The organism is Thermolongibacillus altinsuensis (genome assembly GCF_004341205.1).
GTDB lineage: Bacteria > Bacillota > Bacilli > Bacillales > Anoxybacillaceae > Thermolongibacillus > Thermolongibacillus altinsuensis.
Genome location: NZ_SLUL01000004.1, coordinates 111,681 through 129,376 on the forward strand (window position 1 = coordinate 111,681; position 17,696 = coordinate 129,376).

Below are 17,696 nucleotides of genomic sequence, written 5' to 3' on the forward strand. Positions count from 1 at the left end.
TCGCCTAAAAAGGCGATTGTTGTTTTTTCACGTTTAACTGTCTTTGATCACAATATGATAATGCGTAAACCATGCATCAAATTGAATAAGATAAGCCAATAATTGCGGTCCCGACATTAGCTGGCCAAACCATGGAATTTTGAAAGCTTTCCCTCCCGTTTCAACAAGCTCTTGCAATTTTTGTCGATCGAAAAATTCATACAAAACAGATGAGCGGTTTTCTAGTACTTCTTTCAGTCGATCTGTCACCATTTTTGTATAAAGCGGATGATGCGTTTTTGGATACGGACTTTTTTTCCGATACAATATTTCATTTGGCAAAATTCCTTCAAGCGCCTTGCGTAAAATTCCCTTCTCGCGATTTTCGTACATTTTCATTTCCCATGGGATATTCCACACATATTCAACTAAGCGATGATCTGCAAACGGAACGCGCACTTCTAAGCTGGCTCCCATGCTCATTCGATCTTTTCGATCCAAAAGCGTCGTCATAAACCAAATCATATTTAAATAAAAAAGTTCCCGTCGTTTCGCTTCAATTGGATTTTCTCCCTCTAAACGCGGCACTTCTCTTAACGTTTCGCGATAGCGCATATGCGCATACTCGTCTAATGTTAATTTTCCCTGCCATGAATCGTTTAATAATCCGATGCGCTCCCCTAGCGAACGCATCCATGGAAATCCCTCGCGCATAAAATCTTCTTCACGATGAAACCAAGGATATCCGCCAAAAATTTCATCGGCACATTCCCCTGATAAACTAACAACGAAGTTTTCTTTTATTTTTTGACAAAACCAAAGAAGAGACGAATCAATATCGGCCATTCCTGGCAAATCGCGAACAAGCATCGCTTCGATCAAATGGTCGGCAAGTTCTTTTTGTGAAATAATGCAGCGATGATGAATCGTTTCGAACGTTGTCGACATTTTTTCAATCCACGGTCCATCTGCATTCGGTTGAAAGAGATTGGCTTCAAAATATTTCTCATTTTCTTCATAGTCGATTGAATACGTATGAAGATGCCCTTTTCCTTCTTTCGCAAACACTTGTGCAGTAACGGCAGTAATGGCGCTCGAATCAACTCCACCAGATAAAAAAGTGCAAACAGGCACATCCGACACAAGCTGTCGCGTAATCGAATCAGTCAGTAAAAAACGAACGCGCGCTACCGTTTCATCCAATGAATCCGTATGCGGCGCGCTTTGAACGTTCCAGTAACGCCAGCGACGTAAGCCATCTTTCGAAACGGTCAACGCATGCGCAGGACGAAGCTCAGAAATGTTTGAGAATACGCCATGCCCGGGTGTTCGCGACGGACCAAGCGCAAAAATTTCACACAGTCCTTCCCGATCAATTTCCGCTTGCACGTTTGGATGGGCTAAAATCGCCTTCAATTCTGAACCGAATAAAAAATCCCCCTGTTCATAGCGGTAAAAAAGCGGCTTTACCCCAAGCCGATCACGTCCGATAAAAAGCTGCTCTTTTTCTTCATCCCAAACCGCAAACGCAAAAATTCCATTTAAATGGTGAACGCATTCTTCTTTCCATTCCATATACGACGTTAATAACACTTCCGTATCCGAATGTCCTTGGAACGTATACCCTCTCTTCAATAATTCATTCCGAAGATCTTCCGTATTATATAACTCGCCGTTATAACAAACCGTATATTTTTTTCCGTCTTTCGTTCTTGTCATCGGCTGAACACCGCCCGCTGGATCAACAACGACAAGACGCTTATGTCCAAAAGCGACATGAACATCGCTCCATATATTTGTATCATCTGGTCCGCGCTTCGAAAGTGTATGTGCCATTTTTTCGATTGTTTCTTTTTCTATTCGTAAATCCCGTTGGAAGTTTATCCAACCAGTAATTCCGCACATCTGAATCATTCCTTTCTTTTTGAACAGGTTTCAAGCATGCTTCTATTTTATGCATGGTTTACATCAGTGATGAATTGTCCATAATATGTGCAGAACTGAAAGAAGGAAAGGGATGGAATGGGCATGGATCGATTCGTCTACATCCACAACCAAAAGCGAGCGCATATTTACGGAACAGTAGAATGCATGAATGACGAGTGGATTTTTTTTGATGAGGAAAGCGAAGAAGCATGTTTACTTGAGGAAAAAGAACAAAGCTCCGTTGAATTGTTTCGATTTGGAAAATGGATAAAAGGAACGCTGCTTGAGCAAGGGGTGATTTCATTTTCGAAGCAACTATATAAACTAAAAAACGGTGATCAAATTCGCTTCCTTAAGCCATTGCCTTATGCGTATGAACAATGGTTAAAGCAGCTGTCTGATCACGCGTTTTTTCACTTTACTCGCCTTATGAACGAGTTAAATTTTTCATTGTATGATTGCTTATATTGCTATAACCATTCCTTATTTGCGAATCAAGGGGTAAACTTTCTCATTTATGATAACACGAAAGAAGTGAGCAACGTCCAACATTATTATGAGCGCGGTGAAAATCATAAAGATCGGTTTGAGATTACCATTCATACAGGAAAAAAATTAATGGGTGCACAAATTGAGTGAGCTCTTTTTTGATTCCATTGCAAAAAAGAAAAGAGGTAAAAAAGCCATTTTACAGATTGCTCATTCTTTCTCGTTTCATCACCTGTTTCTCAAACTCGTCAGCCGCCAACGGTTTAAAAATAATGTACCCTTGTGCATAATGGCATTTCAATCGTTTCAATAGCTTCATTTGCTCGAGCGTTTCAACTCCCTCTGCGACCACTTTTAAACGAAGACCGTACCCCATTGTAATAATGGCTTTGACAATCGCAATATGAGAACGATCCTCATGAATCTGCTGAATAAACGAACGATCAATTTTTAATGAATCGATTGGCAAACTTTTTAAGTAGCTTAACGACGAGTAACCCGTTCCGAAATCATCGATTGACACTTTCACACCAAGCGCCTGCAATTGTTTCATCACATGAATACTGTAACTAATATTGCGTAACATCAAACTTTCCGTAAGCTCTAAGTTTAAGCAATGCGGAGGCAATTTAGATACGTTTAACGCCCATTTTACATCTTCCAAAAATGTCGGCTGTTGAAACTGAGTGGCCGAAACGTTGACGGAAACCGTTAACGGACCTAAGCCCAAATCGTGCCATTTTTTTGTCTGCGTGCATGCCTCCTTTAACACCCACCGGCCTATTTCATGGATGAGACCAATTTCTTCAGCAATCGGGATAAATTCCGTCGGAGAAACAAGTCCGATTTTTGGGTGATTCCAGCGCAGCAATGCCTCACTTCCGAAAATGGCTCCTGTTTCTAGATCAATAAGAGGTTGATAGACGAGAAAAAATTCATCTTTCTCCAACGCCTTGCGCAAATAGCTTTCAAGCTCGATTCGATACAATGCTTGTTCATTCATTTTTGTTGAATACAGTTTAATTCGATTCCCGCCTTGTTGTTTCGCCCGATTCATCGCAATATCGGCATTTTTCAATAACGATTGCGCGTCAAGGCCGTCGTTCGGATAGATGCTTACTCCAATGCTGGCCGTAATAAAAAATTCTTTCTCTTCATAAATGAACGGAACAGCAATTGCTCGTAACATTTTTTTTGCCCATTCAATGATTCGCTGCACATCCACTTGCTGCGTCATTAACAAACTAAACTTATCCCCACCAAATCGACCTAAATAGGAACCATCAGGGATTACTTTGCGTAAGCGATCGGCAATTTGTTTTATGATTTCGTCGCCTGCATAATGACCAATCGTATCATTAATGATCTTAAAGCGATCCATATCAATAAACAAAACGGCCAAACTTCTTTTTTCCTTTTTCGCCTCGGCAATCGCTTCATTGAGTAATTCAGTAAATTTCACGCGATTAGGAAGGCGTGTCTCTGTGTCATAATAGGCTAGGTATATAATTTTTTCTTCCGCTTTCTTTTGTTTAGTAATGTCGCGGCCAATTCCATAAATCCCGACTTTTTCTCCATTGACAATAATCGGAACATTTTTTATTTGAAATAAATAAACTTCTCCTGACTTCGTTGGAATCTCTAAATTGTATTGTTGTACTTTTCCTTTTAATGCACGATAAAAATAGCGACGAACCCGTGAAACATCTTCTTTTTTTATATAATCCAACGCGTTGGTATGCAAAATTTCTTCTGCACGATATCCAAATACTTTTTCAAACGCAGGATTGACGCTCGTAAAATTGCCCTGTAAATCGGTCGAATAAACAATATCAGGATTATGCTCAAATAACGATTTATAGTACTGTTCCGATATTTCGATTTGCTTTCTCATTTCGTCTAGCTGCTCGGTCGATGCTTCGTCCTCTTCTAAGATCATAAACGAAACGATCACTTGATTGCTGAATGTTCCCCCCACCATTTGTAACATGGTTGCTTCGGGTAAAAGCTGTTGAACTTTTTGAATGATCTCTCTTTTTAACCTTTCATCTTTTTCATGAGCAAAAATCGAAATATATACCTTTTTTTTCTCATGAAGACGATGATTTTTCACAAATTGTTCAACTTCTTTTACCGTCGCACAACATGTTTGATATAGTTTCATCCCTTTTTTCACCACTCTTTTTCTCTTTCTCTCTATTTTATGAATAATCAGACAAATAAATCATACCATATGTTAAAATAACAGAAAAGGTTGGCATCTACTGGCCAACCTTTCTTCTTTTTTATGAAAAGATGTAAAATCCAAGTGGGAGTTTCAGTCCAAGATAAAGAACAAGCACGAAGGCAACGGTGAATTGAAGCCAAAATACATTCGTGCTCTTCCCTTTTTTCTTCCGAACAAGAATCATTTCCATCGCGAAGATGACCCATATGCCGACAATCGTCTTGACGACATATAGTGCGGGAATCGACGCAATGCTATGTAACATCCATGCTCCTGTTCCGATAATCAACAAATAAAAGAGTCGTAGAATCATATGAATGATTTTCGTTTTCGCCTGTTTTCTCTCTTGGAAAACCGCAATCATAAATAAAAGGATCGCAACCGCCCAAGCGGTAATATGTGCATGTGTCACTGTATTTCCTCCTTACTTTAAAATCATAACAATATAATAACATTTTTTATATGCCAAACAAAATGAAAACGCTCTATTTTTTCTATTTACTTTCAAAGACTATTTCAAGTATTGTTATAATAGGGAATTTTCCTTACAATTAAGAAAGCAGGAGGATGAAAACATGACGAAAACGATGGAAATTATCGAGCTTACAGAAAAATATGGAGCAAACAACTACCATCCTCTTCCTGTCGTCTTATCGAAAGGAGAAGGCGTTTGGGTAGAAGATCCTGAAGGAAATCGTTATATGGATATGTTAAGCGCCTATTCTGCAGTCAACCAAGGCCATCGCCATCCGAAAATTATTCAAGCGCTGAAAGAACAAGCAGATAAAATTACCCTTACTTCACGTGCATTTCATAACGATCAACTCGGTCCATGGTATGAAAAAGTAGCCAAACTTACAAACAAAGAAATGGTCTTACCGATGAATACAGGGGCTGAAGCGGTCGAAACAGCCGTTAAAGCAGCGCGGCGATGGGCGTACGACGTGAAAGGAGTTCCTGCCGATCAAGCGGAAATTATCGTTTGTGAAGATAACTTCCACGGTCGAACCATGACAGCTGTATCGATGTCCTCCAATCCAGAGTACAAGCGCGGGTTCGGACCAATGCTTCCGGGCATTAAAGTGATTCCATTTGGCGATGTTGAAGCGTTGAAAGCAGCCATTACTCCAAATACAGCAGCGTTTATTTTTGAGCCGATTCAAGGTGAAGCGGGAATTAACATCCCACCTGAAGGATTTTTAAAAGCTGCGTATGACGTATGTAAAGAAAATAACGTATTATACATTGCCGATGAAATTCAATCTGGACTCGGCCGTTCTGGTAAAATGTTTGCATGCGATTGGGAAAACGTTGTTCCAGATATGTACATCCTCGGAAAAGCGCTCGGCGGTGGCGTATTTCCAATTTCTTGCGTAGCTGCCAACAAAGATATTCTCGGCGTATTTAATCCAGGTTCTCACGGTTCCACATTTGGCGGAAATCCGCTCGCATGCGCTGTCTCAATCGCAGCATTAGATGTCATCATTGAAGAAAAGCTGCCTGAACGATCATTGGAACTCGGGCAATATTTCCAAGAAAAACTGCGTGAAATTAAACATCCTGACATTAAGGAAGTGCGCGGAAAAGGATTGTTCATCGGCGTTGAATTGCATGGCCCTGCCCGCCCTTACTGCGAAAAATTGCAGCGCGAAGGCTTGCTCTGCAAAGAAACGCACGATACGGTCATTCGCTTCGCACCGCCGCTCGTCATTACAAAAGAAGAGCTTGACTGGGCGATCGAAAAAGTGAAAAAAGTATTTGAACAATAAAAGATGGCTGGTCTTCCCAGCCATCTTTTTATTGAACGCGATTGCGCAACGTCCCGATGTTTTCCACTGTAATTTCAATGACATCACCCGATTGTAAAAAGCGCGGCGGATTCATTCCTTTTCCCACCCCAGCTGGCGTTCCGGTAGCAATGATATCTCCAGGTTCAAGCGTCATTCCTTTGGAAATCGTCGAAATAATGGTTTCGATCTTGAAGATAAACTGCTCCGTGGAGGCATGCTGTCTCACTTCCCCATTTACTTTCGTTTCAATTCGAAGCGAATTCGGATTGGAAATGGCGGAACGATGAACGATCCACGGTCCCATCGGGCAAGAGGAGTCTAAACTTTTGCCAAGCAAATATTGTTTATGCCGTTCTTGCAAATCCCGTGCGGTCACATCATTGATAATGGTATAACCAAATACATACTCTAACGCTCGCTCTTTTTCGATTGCTTTTCCCTTCTTTCCAATCACAACCGCTAATTCCCCTTCATAATCGAGCTGGCCGGTCACATCCTCATGGCGCAAAATTGGCTCCTCATGTCCGATAACCGTCGTTGGCGCTTTTGAGAAAACAATCATATTCTCCCGGTCAGCCACACTTCCCATCTCTGCCGCATGATCGGCATAGTTTTTTCCGATACAAAAAATATTTTTGGACGGGCGCGGAATCGGCGCAAGCAATTGAACATTTTCTAAACGATACATCCATTCTTCTTTCGGTGTTCGAAGCAGTTGCTCGACTTTATGTATAAACAAGTCTCCTAATGCAATACAATCAAGCATAACGTTCGGAATCGTCTCATCCGCTTTTGGCAAATCGACGACCATGTTCATTTGTTCCAACACCACTCCAACAAACACTCTTTCTCCGTGCTTTGCCGTCACAAACTTCATGAAACCCATCCCCTTTCTAACAAATTCAATGACATCATTCGCCGATTCCTGACAAAACCCTTTTTTTACAAAAAAATTCTTTTTTGACACATAAATCTATTTCCTTTTTTTTGAGAATATGTATAATAATTTATACGTTCACTTTTTTACATCGGATTTGCAAAAATATAAAATGTTGGTGAAACTCATGTCTCTTTCACTTATTGAAAAAAAGCGAAAACAATTAATTGAGCTGGCGTTAACATATGGATTTTCGGCAAAAGAAACGATTCAATGCAGTCAAGAGTTAGATGAGTTGCTCAATATGCATTTAAAAGAAATGATCGCATTCTCCAAGAAAAAAGAGGACAAGCCGTGTACAACATAAAATAAAACGACATGAGCCGAAAGCTTCATGTCGTTTTTTCTCGGCGCAAACGCGGCTTCTCCCCATATGTGATGGCTCTCCATATCCACTCGATTGGCCCTATTTCGAACGAACGCATCCACCAATGGCTATATATCACTTGAACGACATAAATGATGATTGCAATCAATAACGCAACAAATGGGCGAACATTTCCGTATAAACCAAATCCGTAACTATAAAAAAGCGTTGTGCAAATAATGGATTGCAATAAATAATTGGTCAGCGCCATTTTCCCGACCGGAGCAAGCCATGACGATCTTTTTCTTAAAAAGAGGCTGAATGCTGTTAAATAAAAGATGGACAAAGCAGGACCGCCAATCATATCTTGAATGTATTGCGTCACCACGTTTTTTTCCGTCCAGTACGGAAGCGATTTAAAAATGAGAGCAAATAAAAACGAAAACAGACACCACTTTTGAATCGTTAAGCGATGCTCATCCAATCTTTGAAACCATTGTTGTTTTGCGATGTATGCCCCAAATAAAAAAAGCGGTAAAATGGCAACCAAAAAGAAAACCAGCGTCCACGCATTGTTCATATACAACCAATCGTGCCAGCGCTGAATCAACACCTCCATCCACGTTCCATCTCGATAGTGACGAAGCGCTTCTTCAGCAAGTGCTGGTTCGGAAAGATCAACATCTCCCTCGCTTGCCCAGGCAAGAAAAAGCAACACGATCAAGATTCCATTCGGAACAAAAAACAATAAAAGCGACCATCTGAGCAACCATGCGGCGCTCGTGCGCACAAATAAGAAAAGAAACAAGCCAACCATGGCGTACGACATTAAAATATCTCCATGCCAAATAAAGAAAGCATGAATGCAGCCGAATAAAAATAAAGCGGCTAAGCGGCGAGAAAAGATCCGTTGAAACGGTTGTCCCTTCTGCTTCGCTCGCTCAAGCATAATAAACGCTCCCCAACCGAACAGCGTCGAAAACAGCGGATAAAAGCTCGCTTGAGCAAAAAGATCAATGAACATGACTGACCACCGATCGAGCATCCCCTTTGCGAAATGCTCTGGCTCGACGTAAAGCACAGGTGCGGAAAAATCAAAAATATTCACAAGCAAAATTCCTAACAAGGCAAAACCGCGAATCGCATCAACCACTCCAATTCGTTCCACTTGCACCACCTCTCCATATAACTCTCCATATAAGAATAAAAGACCGCTTGTCAAAACACAAGCGGCCTTACGTTATTAATTGACATAGCGTCCTGCTTTTCCATGTGCTTTCCAATATTCATTGCGCAAATGAACTTTTTGAATTTTTCCAGAAGCGGTTTTTGGCAATTCATTCACAAATGTTACGCCTGTAATGGCTTTAAAATGGGCTAGTCTTTCGCGCGAAAAGGCGATTAATTCTTGTTCAGTCACTTCTTTGCCTGGACGAACAACAACGAACGCATGCGGCGTTTCTCCCCACTTTTCATGTGGAGCTGCAATAACCGCAGCTTCAAGTACAGCTGGATGCTCATACAAAACCCCTTCGACTTCAATGGACGAAATGTTTTCGCCCCCGCTAATAATAATATCCTTTTTACGATCGACAATATCAATGTTTCCATATTCATCGACCGTTGCCATATCGCCTGTGTGCAGCCAGCCGTTGCGAATCGCTTCCATCGTTGCTTCAGAATTTTTCCAATATCCTGCCATGACGCCGTTGCTGCGAACAATCACTTCTCCAATCGTTTTCCCGTCATGCGGAACTTCTTGTCCATATTCATCCACCACTTTCACTTCACATCCGATCATCGCATACCCTGCTTTTGCCTTCATCCGATATTGCTCTTTCATCGGCAAATGGCGCAAGTGTGAACGAACCGTTGAAACGAGGCTAAGCGGCGAAGACTCCGTCATGCCGTACACTTGAATAAATTCCCATCCCAACTCTTTTTCGACGCGTGTCACAAACGCAGGCGGTGGAGCAGAACCAGCAATAACGACACGAACATTATGCTCAACCGTTGGCACATTTTGTTCGTAATATTGCAACAGAGAGTTTAAGACTGTTGGGGCCATATGCATAACGGTTACTTTATATTTTTGAATATAGTCGAAAATCATTTCTGGAATCGCCTTTCTCAAACAAACGTGCGTAGCTCCATTCGCCGTATAATAAAACGGCGCTCCCCATCCGTTAACATGAAACATCGGCAAAATATGCAAATAAACATCACGATCAGAAACGCGGAGATGATGCATGGCGCTGAGAGCATGTAAATAGTTGTTGCGGTGGGTGAGCATGACTCCTTTTGGATTTCCTGTTGTTCCGCTTGTGTATAAAAGGCTGCATACATCATTTTCATCGATCTGAGGCCGTTCAAACGGAGTGACTGGGTATTGAGCCAACCAATCATCGTAAGCAATTTCATCTATATCATCATTTTTGCCTTGCACAATTATATGTTCGACCGTTTTTAATTCGTTTCGTACAGGAGCAATGAGATGATACAATTCTTGATCAACAAATAATACTTTGCTTTCGCTATGATTTAAAATAAACACATAGTCATCAGGCTTTAAGCGAATGTTCATCGGCACCATAACGGCTCCTAATTGAAATACGCCATAAAATCCTTCGAGCATTTCTAGCGTATTCGGTGCCAAGTATGCAACGCGGTCTCCTTTTTTCACTCCTAAATCCGCCAATCCGTGCGAAAGCTGGTTAACGCGATCATTTAACTGTTTGTATGTAAGTTCCCTCCCCTCGTAAATGACGCCCACTTTTTCTCCATACAACGAAACGGCGCGATCCAAAAAATGCGTCAATACTAATGGTACATTCATCCCCGATCCCCCTTTTTAAAATTCTAAAAAATAATAAAATTCAAAAATATTATAGCACATCTTTTTAATTGTGCATTTCTAATTCATGAAAATAAGGCAAAAAAGTGCTTCCGCTTCCGTCGGAAACACCCTTCTATCTTTTACTAATTATATTTGTCACGCTATTGATTGTATTGGTCTGTAAAAAGTCTCCCGTATTTCCACCGCCCGCCCCTGAAATCGATTTATTTGCACTTTTTGGTGAAATGCATAATACGTCACCAAAGTTAACAACCGATTCACCGCTTACATTTGTAATTTTGATGGCTCCTAAAATAATTAATGACATCGCCTTCATCCTCACTCATTTGTTTCTATATCATATGCCAATCCAAATCGACGGAAACTGACAGACACCTAACAAGCCTGTTTGCTCATATACTGTAAAAAATGAATGAAAGGACGATTGACATGCCTTCTTACATTGCTGGACCGATTAAAATTACAAGCGTCAGCGGCGACAGCACCGTTAATTTCGGTGATGCGTTGCAAATTGCTCCGAAAAGCTCCACTAAATCGCTCTCTGGATCTGGCGGAGGAAACTCTGGCGATTTTTTGCAAACCAATACACTTGTTAGTTTCACCAATACCATCGATCCGGATCTCGCCGATACGAATACGGTTGCGAATAATTAGTTAAGGAGAATGACGTATGCCAGCCATTGTGGGAGCAGTGAAAATTAATAGTATCGGAAATAGCGGAATTTTCCATATTGGTGATGTATTTGCTATTTCACCATACAGCGTCGTCAAAACATTCGCAGGAGCTGGCTCATTTAACACTGGAGATGGATTGCGCATTTACAACCAATATAGCAATACAAACACAAACGACCCTGATGTAGCGGATTCAAACATTGCCGCAAATGCATAAAGGAGGAATAAAATGAATTTCTACATTCAACAAACGATTGCGATTCATCAATTAAAAATCGGATCAGTCAGCAACTCTTCGGTATTGCAAATCGGGAGCGCAGGCAAAATTCAACCGTTGGCGACATTAAGTAATACAGGGAAGTTTGTAGAACCTGCCCCCGAATCAAAAATCGAAGCAGAAGGTCCGATTATAGGGCCGCTTGTTCCACTGCAATCGTTCGTATAAGAAGAAAATAAGTGATACTCCCCAAAAAACAACCATACATTAAAATAGGTGGATTGTGCGCACAAGGGGGGAGAACGATGTGGTCCAACTACTTCAAACAATTAGAAACCTATTTAAAGTGGCAACAAACAAAAATCATTGCATTGGAACAAAAAATAGCGCAATTACAAAAAGAATATGCTGAGCTAAAAAAAAGGCCGCAAATGAACATTGAAAAAATGGAGTATCATTTTGACCAGTTGAAAGTGGAAACGCTTGAAGGAACACTAAACATCGGATTAACCCCTTCCTCTCTAATCGATGGAAATATTGAAGATTTTTCCGTAACGAAAGGGAAAACGATTGTCTCTCACCCTGAACCTCTTTTATTTCGCACCATTCAAACATCCATTCAAGCGTTTTTACAAGAAGACGGGAAAAAAATGATCCAAAATATAGAGAAACGTTTTTCTTATCAACTAGATGATTATTATCGACAATTTATCTTGCAAGACATTGCTCGGCAATTAGACGAGCGTATTCGTTTTTATTTAAATCAAGTCGAAAAAGCAGGAAAAACGAATGAACAAATTCAAGAAGAAATTATCGGAAAAATCAAACGCGACATTGAACACTCGATTGAATCATTTTTAAAACATTTACCGAGAGAGGAGCAACATGAATGAATTTTACCGTCATTAATCATGACGTTCACGTTGGTCATATTCATATTATCGGGGTGACAAGCTCATCGCTCGTACTTGTTGGCGACAGCGAAACGATTCAACTTGCTTCCGCCTTCGATACACCGCCAGAATCATTAATTATTGGCCCATTCGCTCCCATTGTTGTAACCGACGAAGGAAGCAAAAAATGAGCCGTCTATCACTTGTTCAATGGATTAACACAAATGCTGTTGCATTCGGCTCTGTTCTTCAAATCGGAGACAGCAACCAAGTTATTTTGCGGTCGAAAGCGATCGCTTTACAGCGGCAATACGAATTTTTTGACACTCGTGAACTTCCAATGACATTTCCCGTTTTCACAAAACCGATTCCAAAACCGAATTTTGATGATGAACCAATGGTTTTTCATAAGCTCAATGAATGTCCGACCATTTCCGTTCGTTCGATCCGCACTTTAGGGATTTCTTCCTCTTCAGCCGTTCATATCGGCTCCACTAAACTCGTTCAAACGGAAGTGCGCATTAAACATATTCGACAACTAGCTGAAAAGGGTGAAAAAGATGCCAGCCATCGTCGGGCCGATTAAAATTACAACCGTCAGTAGCGGAGCCGTTGTTCAAGTAGGCGATTCTCTGTACATTTCCCCAAAAACGACAGCGAAAACGTATAGCGGTGCTGGGGCCTTTAATACAGGGGACTTTTTACAAACAAACAACGGTATTAGCTTGACAAATACGTTAGATTCGGATGTATTTGACAGCAACGTTAAGCAAAATAATTAGCGTTGCTTTTTTATTTTCTATACCTCCTGCACAAAAAAAGGTTGAGGGATCATCCCCCAACCTTTTACATCGTTTCCAAACGGACGCGCGTTCCCCTTCCTGAAGGTTCCGCCGGTTCCACAATGAGGCGTTTCGGCAAGCGGGCACGCAATTCTTGGACGTGGCTAATCACTCCGATCGCCATTTCTTTCGATTGCAGCTTCTCTAATGAGGTGATTACAACATCTAACAGCTCTCCATCGAGCGTACCGAATCCTTCATCTAAAAAGAAAAACTGTAACGGATACTCCCCGCGCAGCTGAATTTGCGCCGAGAGCGCAAGCGCCAGCGACAACGATGTTAAAAATGTCTCTCCCCCCGATAACGTCGTCACCGGGCGGCGCACTCCACCATTTGCGTCATCACGAATGATAAAGCCGCCTTCTGAATCGATTTCAATCGCATACCGTTGCCGCGTTAACGCTCCAAGCTGTTGGGAAGCGTAGCGCGTCACGTTAATCAGTTGCTCTTCAGCGATAAATTCGACAAAACTATTTCCGCGCAAAACCGTTTGCAATTCACGATATTGGTTCGCTAAACGCTCCAAATCAAGACGTTGCCGTTCAAGCTGTTCAAAGCGAGCATGCTTCGCTTCCAGCTCATGGACGATTGTTCGCAAAGAAGCGACTTGTTCAATCAATGCGGTCGTTTTCTTTTCCATTTCTTCACGCAATCGCTCTGTCTCTCTCCACTGTTCTTCTGTCATTTCTTCTCCATTCATTGCTTGATTTAATCGTTCCCATTCATTTTGAAGCTTTGTCCATTTTTCTTTATATTGTTCGATCCGCTCGGCGATCATGGCTTTCTCTTCCGCCTTTAATCGCGCAGACCACACTTCCTCATGAGTGGCAAACGAGCTAGCGTTCAATTGTTTTTCCAATTCAGCATCAGCTTGTTCAAGGCGCTTTTCACTTTCCGCAAGCGCTAACTGAGCCGCTTGCTTTTCAGCCTGTAACGACTGGTACTGTCCTTGAATGACATTCCATCGTTCATACGCCTCTTCTTCTTGTTTTTGCAGCTGCGACAGATGTTGTTCCGCTTCCGCAAGCAATTGTTCAAGTTTTTCCCCATCAGTCGAAACAGGCAATGTTTTTTCATACTCTTTATATTGTTGTTGCTTCATTTGTGCTAATGAAGACCGCTCCGCTTTTGTTCGTTCCAGATGTTGCCACATTTCTTTCAATTTTTCCAGTTCCACGCTTTTTTCTTCTAAATAAACAATGCTTTTATCGATTCGTTCTTGTAAGGCTTGTGCTTCCCGTTCATCGGCGCGCAATTTTTCAATCGCAGCTTCAACCGTTTCAAATGATAAATCATCATACGTTTCTTGCCACTTTTTCATTCGCTCTTCGCGCAGACGGATACGTTCGTTATATTTTTCGATTTGTTCATTCACCTGTTGGTGAATCGTCGCAAGCTGATGAGACAAGTCTTGCTTTTGTTTTTCTAACGTTCTTAAATGGTTAAACAGTTCTTTCGTTTCTTCACGGTATTGCAAATAATCTTGATGTAACGCCTTTACTTCAGCGGAAAGAATGCGAATTTGCTCATGAACCGAAACAGCCTGTTCCTTTTCGATTTCGTTTTTTATTTTTTCGACATAACGAAGTTCGAGCGACTGTTCCTTTTCTTCTTGAATGATCGTTTGCGCTAATTGTTCGAGCTGAATTTTTAACGATTGAAGCGGTTGGGCAAGGCTTTGACCTTCTTCCAATAATTGTTCAAGCTCATCCATTTGTTGTCCATCGACATGATCATCCTGTTTGGATGCAGGAGCCGGGTGTTCAAGCGAACCACAAACAGGGCAAGGCGCTCCATCGCTCAAATTTTCAGCTAGCATCGCGGCTAAATGATGAAGCCGGGCTTGTTCAGCTTTCTTTTGTTCTTGTTTTAACTTGTAAAGAAGTTTGCTAAGCTGCAAGTCTCGTTCACAAACGCGATGATAAAGCATTTCCACTTTCTTAAATTGTGCAATCCACTTTTTCTTCACGCTCTCCCACTGCTTCTCTTGACCATCCTGCGCTTTTTTCAACTGCTCATACCCATTTTGTTTTTGCTGCCATTCTTCTTTTAATTCTTGCAATGTTTCATCTAATGATTGAATTTGCTTTTTCTCCTCGTACGCACGATAAAGCCGCTCTTTCACTTTGACGTCGACTTGTTTCGTTTGCCACTCTTCTTTTAATCGCTTTTGCTTTTCTTGCGCTCGCTTATAAAGCTCGGAAAGTTGTTGAAAATCGCTTTTCGCTTTTTCTTCTTGCACGCTAATCGCTTCAATTTGTTTGTTTAATTCATTCATTTCATGCTCGATTTGTTTCATTCGCTCGAACGTTTGGCGCGCTTGCAAAAGTTGTTCTCTTTTTTGCAGCCATTTTGGCTCTTCTTCGCTCTTTTTGGCACGAATGAGGCGATATTGTTCTGCCGCCTGTTCATATTGCTCGGCAAGGTGCTTTAAATGCTGCGATAACGTTTCCGTTTTTTCTTTCCACTTGCTCACTTCCTGCTTCGCTTGTTCGTATTGCTGAACATAAGGAAGCATGCGTTCCGCTTCCTCCGCTTTTCGTTGTTTTTGTTCTAACAACGCGATCATTCCTTCTTCGCGGCGGCACAGTTCTAATTGTTCAGCAATCGCTTCTTTTTCACATTGCCATTGCCAAAGCTGTTTTTCGCGTTCATAACGTTCTTTTATTTGTTGAAATTGTTGTTGCTGTTGTTCAAGTTCGCCTTCTAATGCATGCAGCCGCTTTTTTTGCTCTTCTAGCGCCTCTTTTGATGCATCTCCTACCCCTGCTTGTTCGGCTTTTACCGCTTCCAGTTTGGCTGTCACTTTTGCTAGCTTATTTTTAAGCTTTTTATTTAACTCATCACCATATCGTTCGAGATTAAATAGACGCTGAAGCATTTGCCGGCGCTCTGCTCCTTTTAACGATAAAAACTCGGCAAATTTTCCTTGCGGCAACACAACGGCGCGAGTAAAATCCTTCATTTCTAAACCGAGCAGCTGTTTAATTTGTTCATCGACGTCTCTCGTTTTATCCGCTAAAACAATTCGTTCATCTCCTTCTTCAATCAAGCGGCTTAATGTTGTTTTTACGCGCAGTGCATCGCTTCGCTTAAAGCTTCGCTCAACGGTATATCGCTTTTTCCCGTTTGCATTCTGGAGCTCAAACGTAAACGATACGGACAATTCGTTTTCCGCATGGTTCATAATTCCGTGCGTCTGATTCGCCGCACGTTCGACATTTCCGTATAGAGCTAATGTCATTGCATCTAAAATCGATGATTTGCCGCTTCCCGTCGGACCGAAAATGCCAAATAAACCGCCTTCACATAGTTTTTCGAATTCGATCGTTTGTTTTTCACGAAAGCTATGCAACCCTGCAATGGTTAACCGAATCGGTTTCATTCCTCATCACCATCCTCGTCCTCATCGACAAGAAGCTCGAGAAAAAGCTGAACAAGTTCAGCGGTCGGTTTCGCACCGCCCGTCTGCCTTTCATAAAAGCGTTCAAATAACGTTTCAATCGGTACGTTCGAACGCGCTTCTGTTTTGATTTCTTCTTTTGTCAAATAATTTGGGCGAATGTTCACAAAGCCATCATACAGCTTGCGGAGCCTATGTATTTCTTCGATCGGCAATGAATGTTCCACGTCAATCTCCAAATCAATCCATGCATTTCGATCTTTTCCTTCTTCGATCCAGCGGTACACTTGAGCAATCCCTTCTGTCGCTTTCCATTTCACAAGCGGGCGACCGCACGATAGCGGAATTTCAGAGATGATCGCTTGTTCTTTCGGACGAACATCGACAATCGTAACCGATTTGCTGTAACCGACTTCGGAAAAACTATAAGCAAGCGGAGAACCAGAATAGCGCGCTGGCATCGCTGCATGTTTCACATATTGCGGGCGATGCAAGTGGCCTAGCGCCACGTATTGCGCCTGCGATGGAAAACTTTCAGGTGACACCGTATAGGCGCCACCCATTTCAATCGGACGTTCCGAATCGGATGTGGCTCCTCCTGCGACATAAAGATGACTCATTGCCACATTTACCGTATCATGTCGAAACGATTCATTCATCATGGCAAAAATGCCGCGTACTTTTTCATCGTAGCGCTCGCGCAGCAGACGCTCATCATTTTCGGAAGAAAGCAGCTCAGCCAACCGCGACTCCGAAGGATACGGAAGCGCCGCGAGCATAAGCGTCTCATCACAAGACGGAACGTAAATCGCCTGCACATCGGTCGTTGGCAAACCGAGCAATGTAATCGAATGCTTCGCAGCTAACGTTGCGGCAGCGGATAAACGATCTGGATGGTCGTGATTGCCGGCAATGACGATAACAGGGCGCTTTCCGTAATCAGAAAGGCGCGCTAAACTTTCATAAAATAACTGTTCCGCAAGAGCAGGGGGATTGACCGAATCAAAGGCATCCCCCGCGATCAGAACCGCATCAACGCGTTCTTTTTCAACAATCGTTACTAGTTCATCAATAAATTGTTCTTGTTCAGAAAATCGGCTTCGTCCTTCCAGCGTCTTTCCTAAATGCCAATCGGCTGTATGCAAAATTCGCAC

19 protein-coding genes are annotated in these 17,696 nt (G+C 41.9%); 10 read left to right on the plus strand and 9 right to left on the minus strand.

Translation table 11 applies throughout. The features are described 5' to 3' along the window. Positions 1 to 33: 33 nt before the first annotated feature. Positions 34 to 1,884 (minus strand): asparagine synthase (glutamine-hydrolyzing), encoded by a 1,851-nt coding sequence (gene asnB, locus EDD69_RS04750; protein ID WP_132947825.1) that lies wholly within the window; start codon positions 1,882 to 1,884, stop codon positions 34 to 36. Between the two features lie 123 nt (positions 1,885 to 2,007). Between asnB and EDD69_RS04755 the strand changes: the two genes are divergently transcribed. Beyond that, on the plus strand, positions 2,008 to 2,544 hold the full coding sequence (locus EDD69_RS04755) for a DUF2777 family protein (RefSeq protein ID WP_424565333.1): 537 nt from the start codon (positions 2,008 to 2,010) through the stop codon (positions 2,542 to 2,544). 49 nt (positions 2,545 to 2,593) lie between these two features. On the opposite strand, the gene EDD69_RS04760 is transcribed toward EDD69_RS04755, so the two are convergent. Further along, positions 2,594 to 4,558, minus strand: coding sequence for a putative bifunctional diguanylate cyclase/phosphodiesterase (locus EDD69_RS04760; protein WP_132947827.1), 1,965 nt, complete (start codon positions 4,556 to 4,558; stop codon positions 2,594 to 2,596). Between the two features lie 121 nt (positions 4,559 to 4,679). Beyond that, positions 4,680 to 5,033: a YisL family protein gene (locus EDD69_RS04765; RefSeq protein ID WP_132947828.1), complete on the minus strand. Its 354-nt coding sequence runs from the start codon at positions 5,031 to 5,033 to the stop codon at positions 4,680 to 4,682. A 163-nt stretch (positions 5,034 to 5,196) separates the two neighbouring features. Here EDD69_RS04765 and EDD69_RS04770 point away from each other — a divergent pair, with 163 nt between their 5' ends. Next, the gene (locus EDD69_RS04770) at positions 5,197 to 6,390 is read left to right on the plus strand and encodes an ornithine--oxo-acid transaminase (RefSeq protein ID WP_132947829.1); all 1,194 of its coding nucleotides are present in this window, start codon (positions 5,197 to 5,199) and stop codon (positions 6,388 to 6,390) included. Positions 6,391 to 6,418: 28 nt separating this feature from the next. On the opposite strand, the gene EDD69_RS04775 is transcribed toward EDD69_RS04770, so the two are convergent. Continuing rightward, the gene (locus EDD69_RS04775; protein ID WP_132947830.1) at positions 6,419 to 7,288 is read right to left on the minus strand and encodes a fumarylacetoacetate hydrolase family protein; all 870 of its coding nucleotides are present in this window, start codon (positions 7,286 to 7,288) and stop codon (positions 6,419 to 6,421) included. A gap of 187 nt (positions 7,289 to 7,475) precedes the next feature. Here EDD69_RS04775 and EDD69_RS04780 point away from each other — a divergent pair, with 187 nt between their 5' ends. After that, positions 7,476 to 7,655: an aspartyl-phosphate phosphatase Spo0E family protein gene (locus EDD69_RS04780; protein WP_132947831.1), complete on the plus strand. Its 180-nt coding sequence runs from the start codon at positions 7,476 to 7,478 to the stop codon at positions 7,653 to 7,655. 25 nt (positions 7,656 to 7,680) lie between these two features. Here the strand turns inward: EDD69_RS04780 and EDD69_RS04785 are convergent, their stop codons facing one another. The 3 genes from EDD69_RS04785 to EDD69_RS04795 form a co-directional block, all read right to left on the minus strand. Then, positions 7,681 to 8,823: a DUF418 domain-containing protein gene (locus tag EDD69_RS04785; RefSeq protein ID WP_132947832.1), complete on the minus strand. Its 1,143-nt coding sequence runs from the start codon at positions 8,821 to 8,823 to the stop codon at positions 7,681 to 7,683. 75 nt (positions 8,824 to 8,898) lie between these two features. Further along, complete coding sequence (locus tag EDD69_RS04790) at positions 8,899 to 10,491, minus strand: long-chain-fatty-acid--CoA ligase (protein ID WP_132947833.1); 1,593 nt, start codon at positions 10,489 to 10,491, stop codon at positions 8,899 to 8,901. A gap of 133 nt (positions 10,492 to 10,624) precedes the next feature. Further along, positions 10,625 to 10,819 (minus strand): spore germination protein, encoded by a 195-nt coding sequence (locus tag EDD69_RS04795; protein ID WP_132947834.1) that lies wholly within the window; start codon positions 10,817 to 10,819, stop codon positions 10,625 to 10,627. A 122-nt stretch (positions 10,820 to 10,941) separates the two neighbouring features. On the opposite strand from EDD69_RS04795, the gene EDD69_RS04800 reads away from it, so the two are divergent. The 7 genes from EDD69_RS04800 (at position 10,942) to EDD69_RS04830 (ending at position 13,079) form a co-directional block, all read left to right on the plus strand. Beyond that, on the plus strand, positions 10,942 to 11,166 hold the full coding sequence (locus tag EDD69_RS04800; RefSeq protein WP_132947835.1) for a spore germination protein: 225 nt from the start codon (positions 10,942 to 10,944) through the stop codon (positions 11,164 to 11,166). Between the two features lie 16 nt (positions 11,167 to 11,182). Further along, on the plus strand, positions 11,183 to 11,404 hold the full coding sequence (locus EDD69_RS04805; protein WP_132947836.1) for a spore germination protein: 222 nt from the start codon (positions 11,183 to 11,185) through the stop codon (positions 11,402 to 11,404). Positions 11,405 to 11,416: 12 nt separating this feature from the next. After that, positions 11,417 to 11,632 (plus strand): spore germination protein GerPB, encoded by a 216-nt coding sequence (locus EDD69_RS04810; RefSeq protein ID WP_132947837.1) that lies wholly within the window; start codon positions 11,417 to 11,419, stop codon positions 11,630 to 11,632. 77 nt (positions 11,633 to 11,709) lie between these two features. Further along, entirely contained in the window at positions 11,710 to 12,297 is a 588-nt protein-coding gene (gene gerPC / locus EDD69_RS04815) for a spore germination protein GerPC (protein WP_132947838.1), read from the plus strand. Continuing rightward, positions 12,294 to 12,488, plus strand: a complete 195-nt coding sequence (locus EDD69_RS04820) for a spore gernimation protein GerPD (protein WP_132947839.1) — start codon at positions 12,294 to 12,296, stop codon at positions 12,486 to 12,488. Before gerPC ends, EDD69_RS04820 begins: the two co-directional genes overlap by 4 nt. Further along, a complete protein-coding gene (locus EDD69_RS04825) occupies positions 12,485 to 12,883 on the plus strand; it encodes a spore germination protein GerPE (protein ID WP_132947840.1) in 399 nt (132 codons plus the stop codon). The genes EDD69_RS04820 and EDD69_RS04825 overlap by 4 nt, the downstream gene beginning before the upstream one ends. Next, positions 12,858 to 13,079 (plus strand): spore germination protein, encoded by a 222-nt coding sequence (locus tag EDD69_RS04830; RefSeq protein WP_132947841.1) that lies wholly within the window; start codon positions 12,858 to 12,860, stop codon positions 13,077 to 13,079. Before EDD69_RS04825 ends, EDD69_RS04830 begins: the two co-directional genes overlap by 26 nt. A gap of 64 nt (positions 13,080 to 13,143) precedes the next feature. Here EDD69_RS04830 and EDD69_RS04835 read toward each other — a convergent pair whose 3' ends face one another. Together EDD69_RS04835 and EDD69_RS04840 are read right to left on the minus strand one after the other, a co-directional pair. Continuing rightward, positions 13,144 to 16,524 (minus strand): AAA family ATPase, encoded by a 3,381-nt coding sequence (locus EDD69_RS04835; RefSeq protein WP_132947842.1) that lies wholly within the window; start codon positions 16,522 to 16,524, stop codon positions 13,144 to 13,146. Beyond that, entirely contained in the window at positions 16,521 to 17,696 is a 1,176-nt protein-coding gene (locus EDD69_RS04840; RefSeq protein WP_132947843.1) for an exonuclease SbcCD subunit D, read from the minus strand. Before EDD69_RS04840 ends, EDD69_RS04835 begins: the two co-directional genes overlap by 4 nt.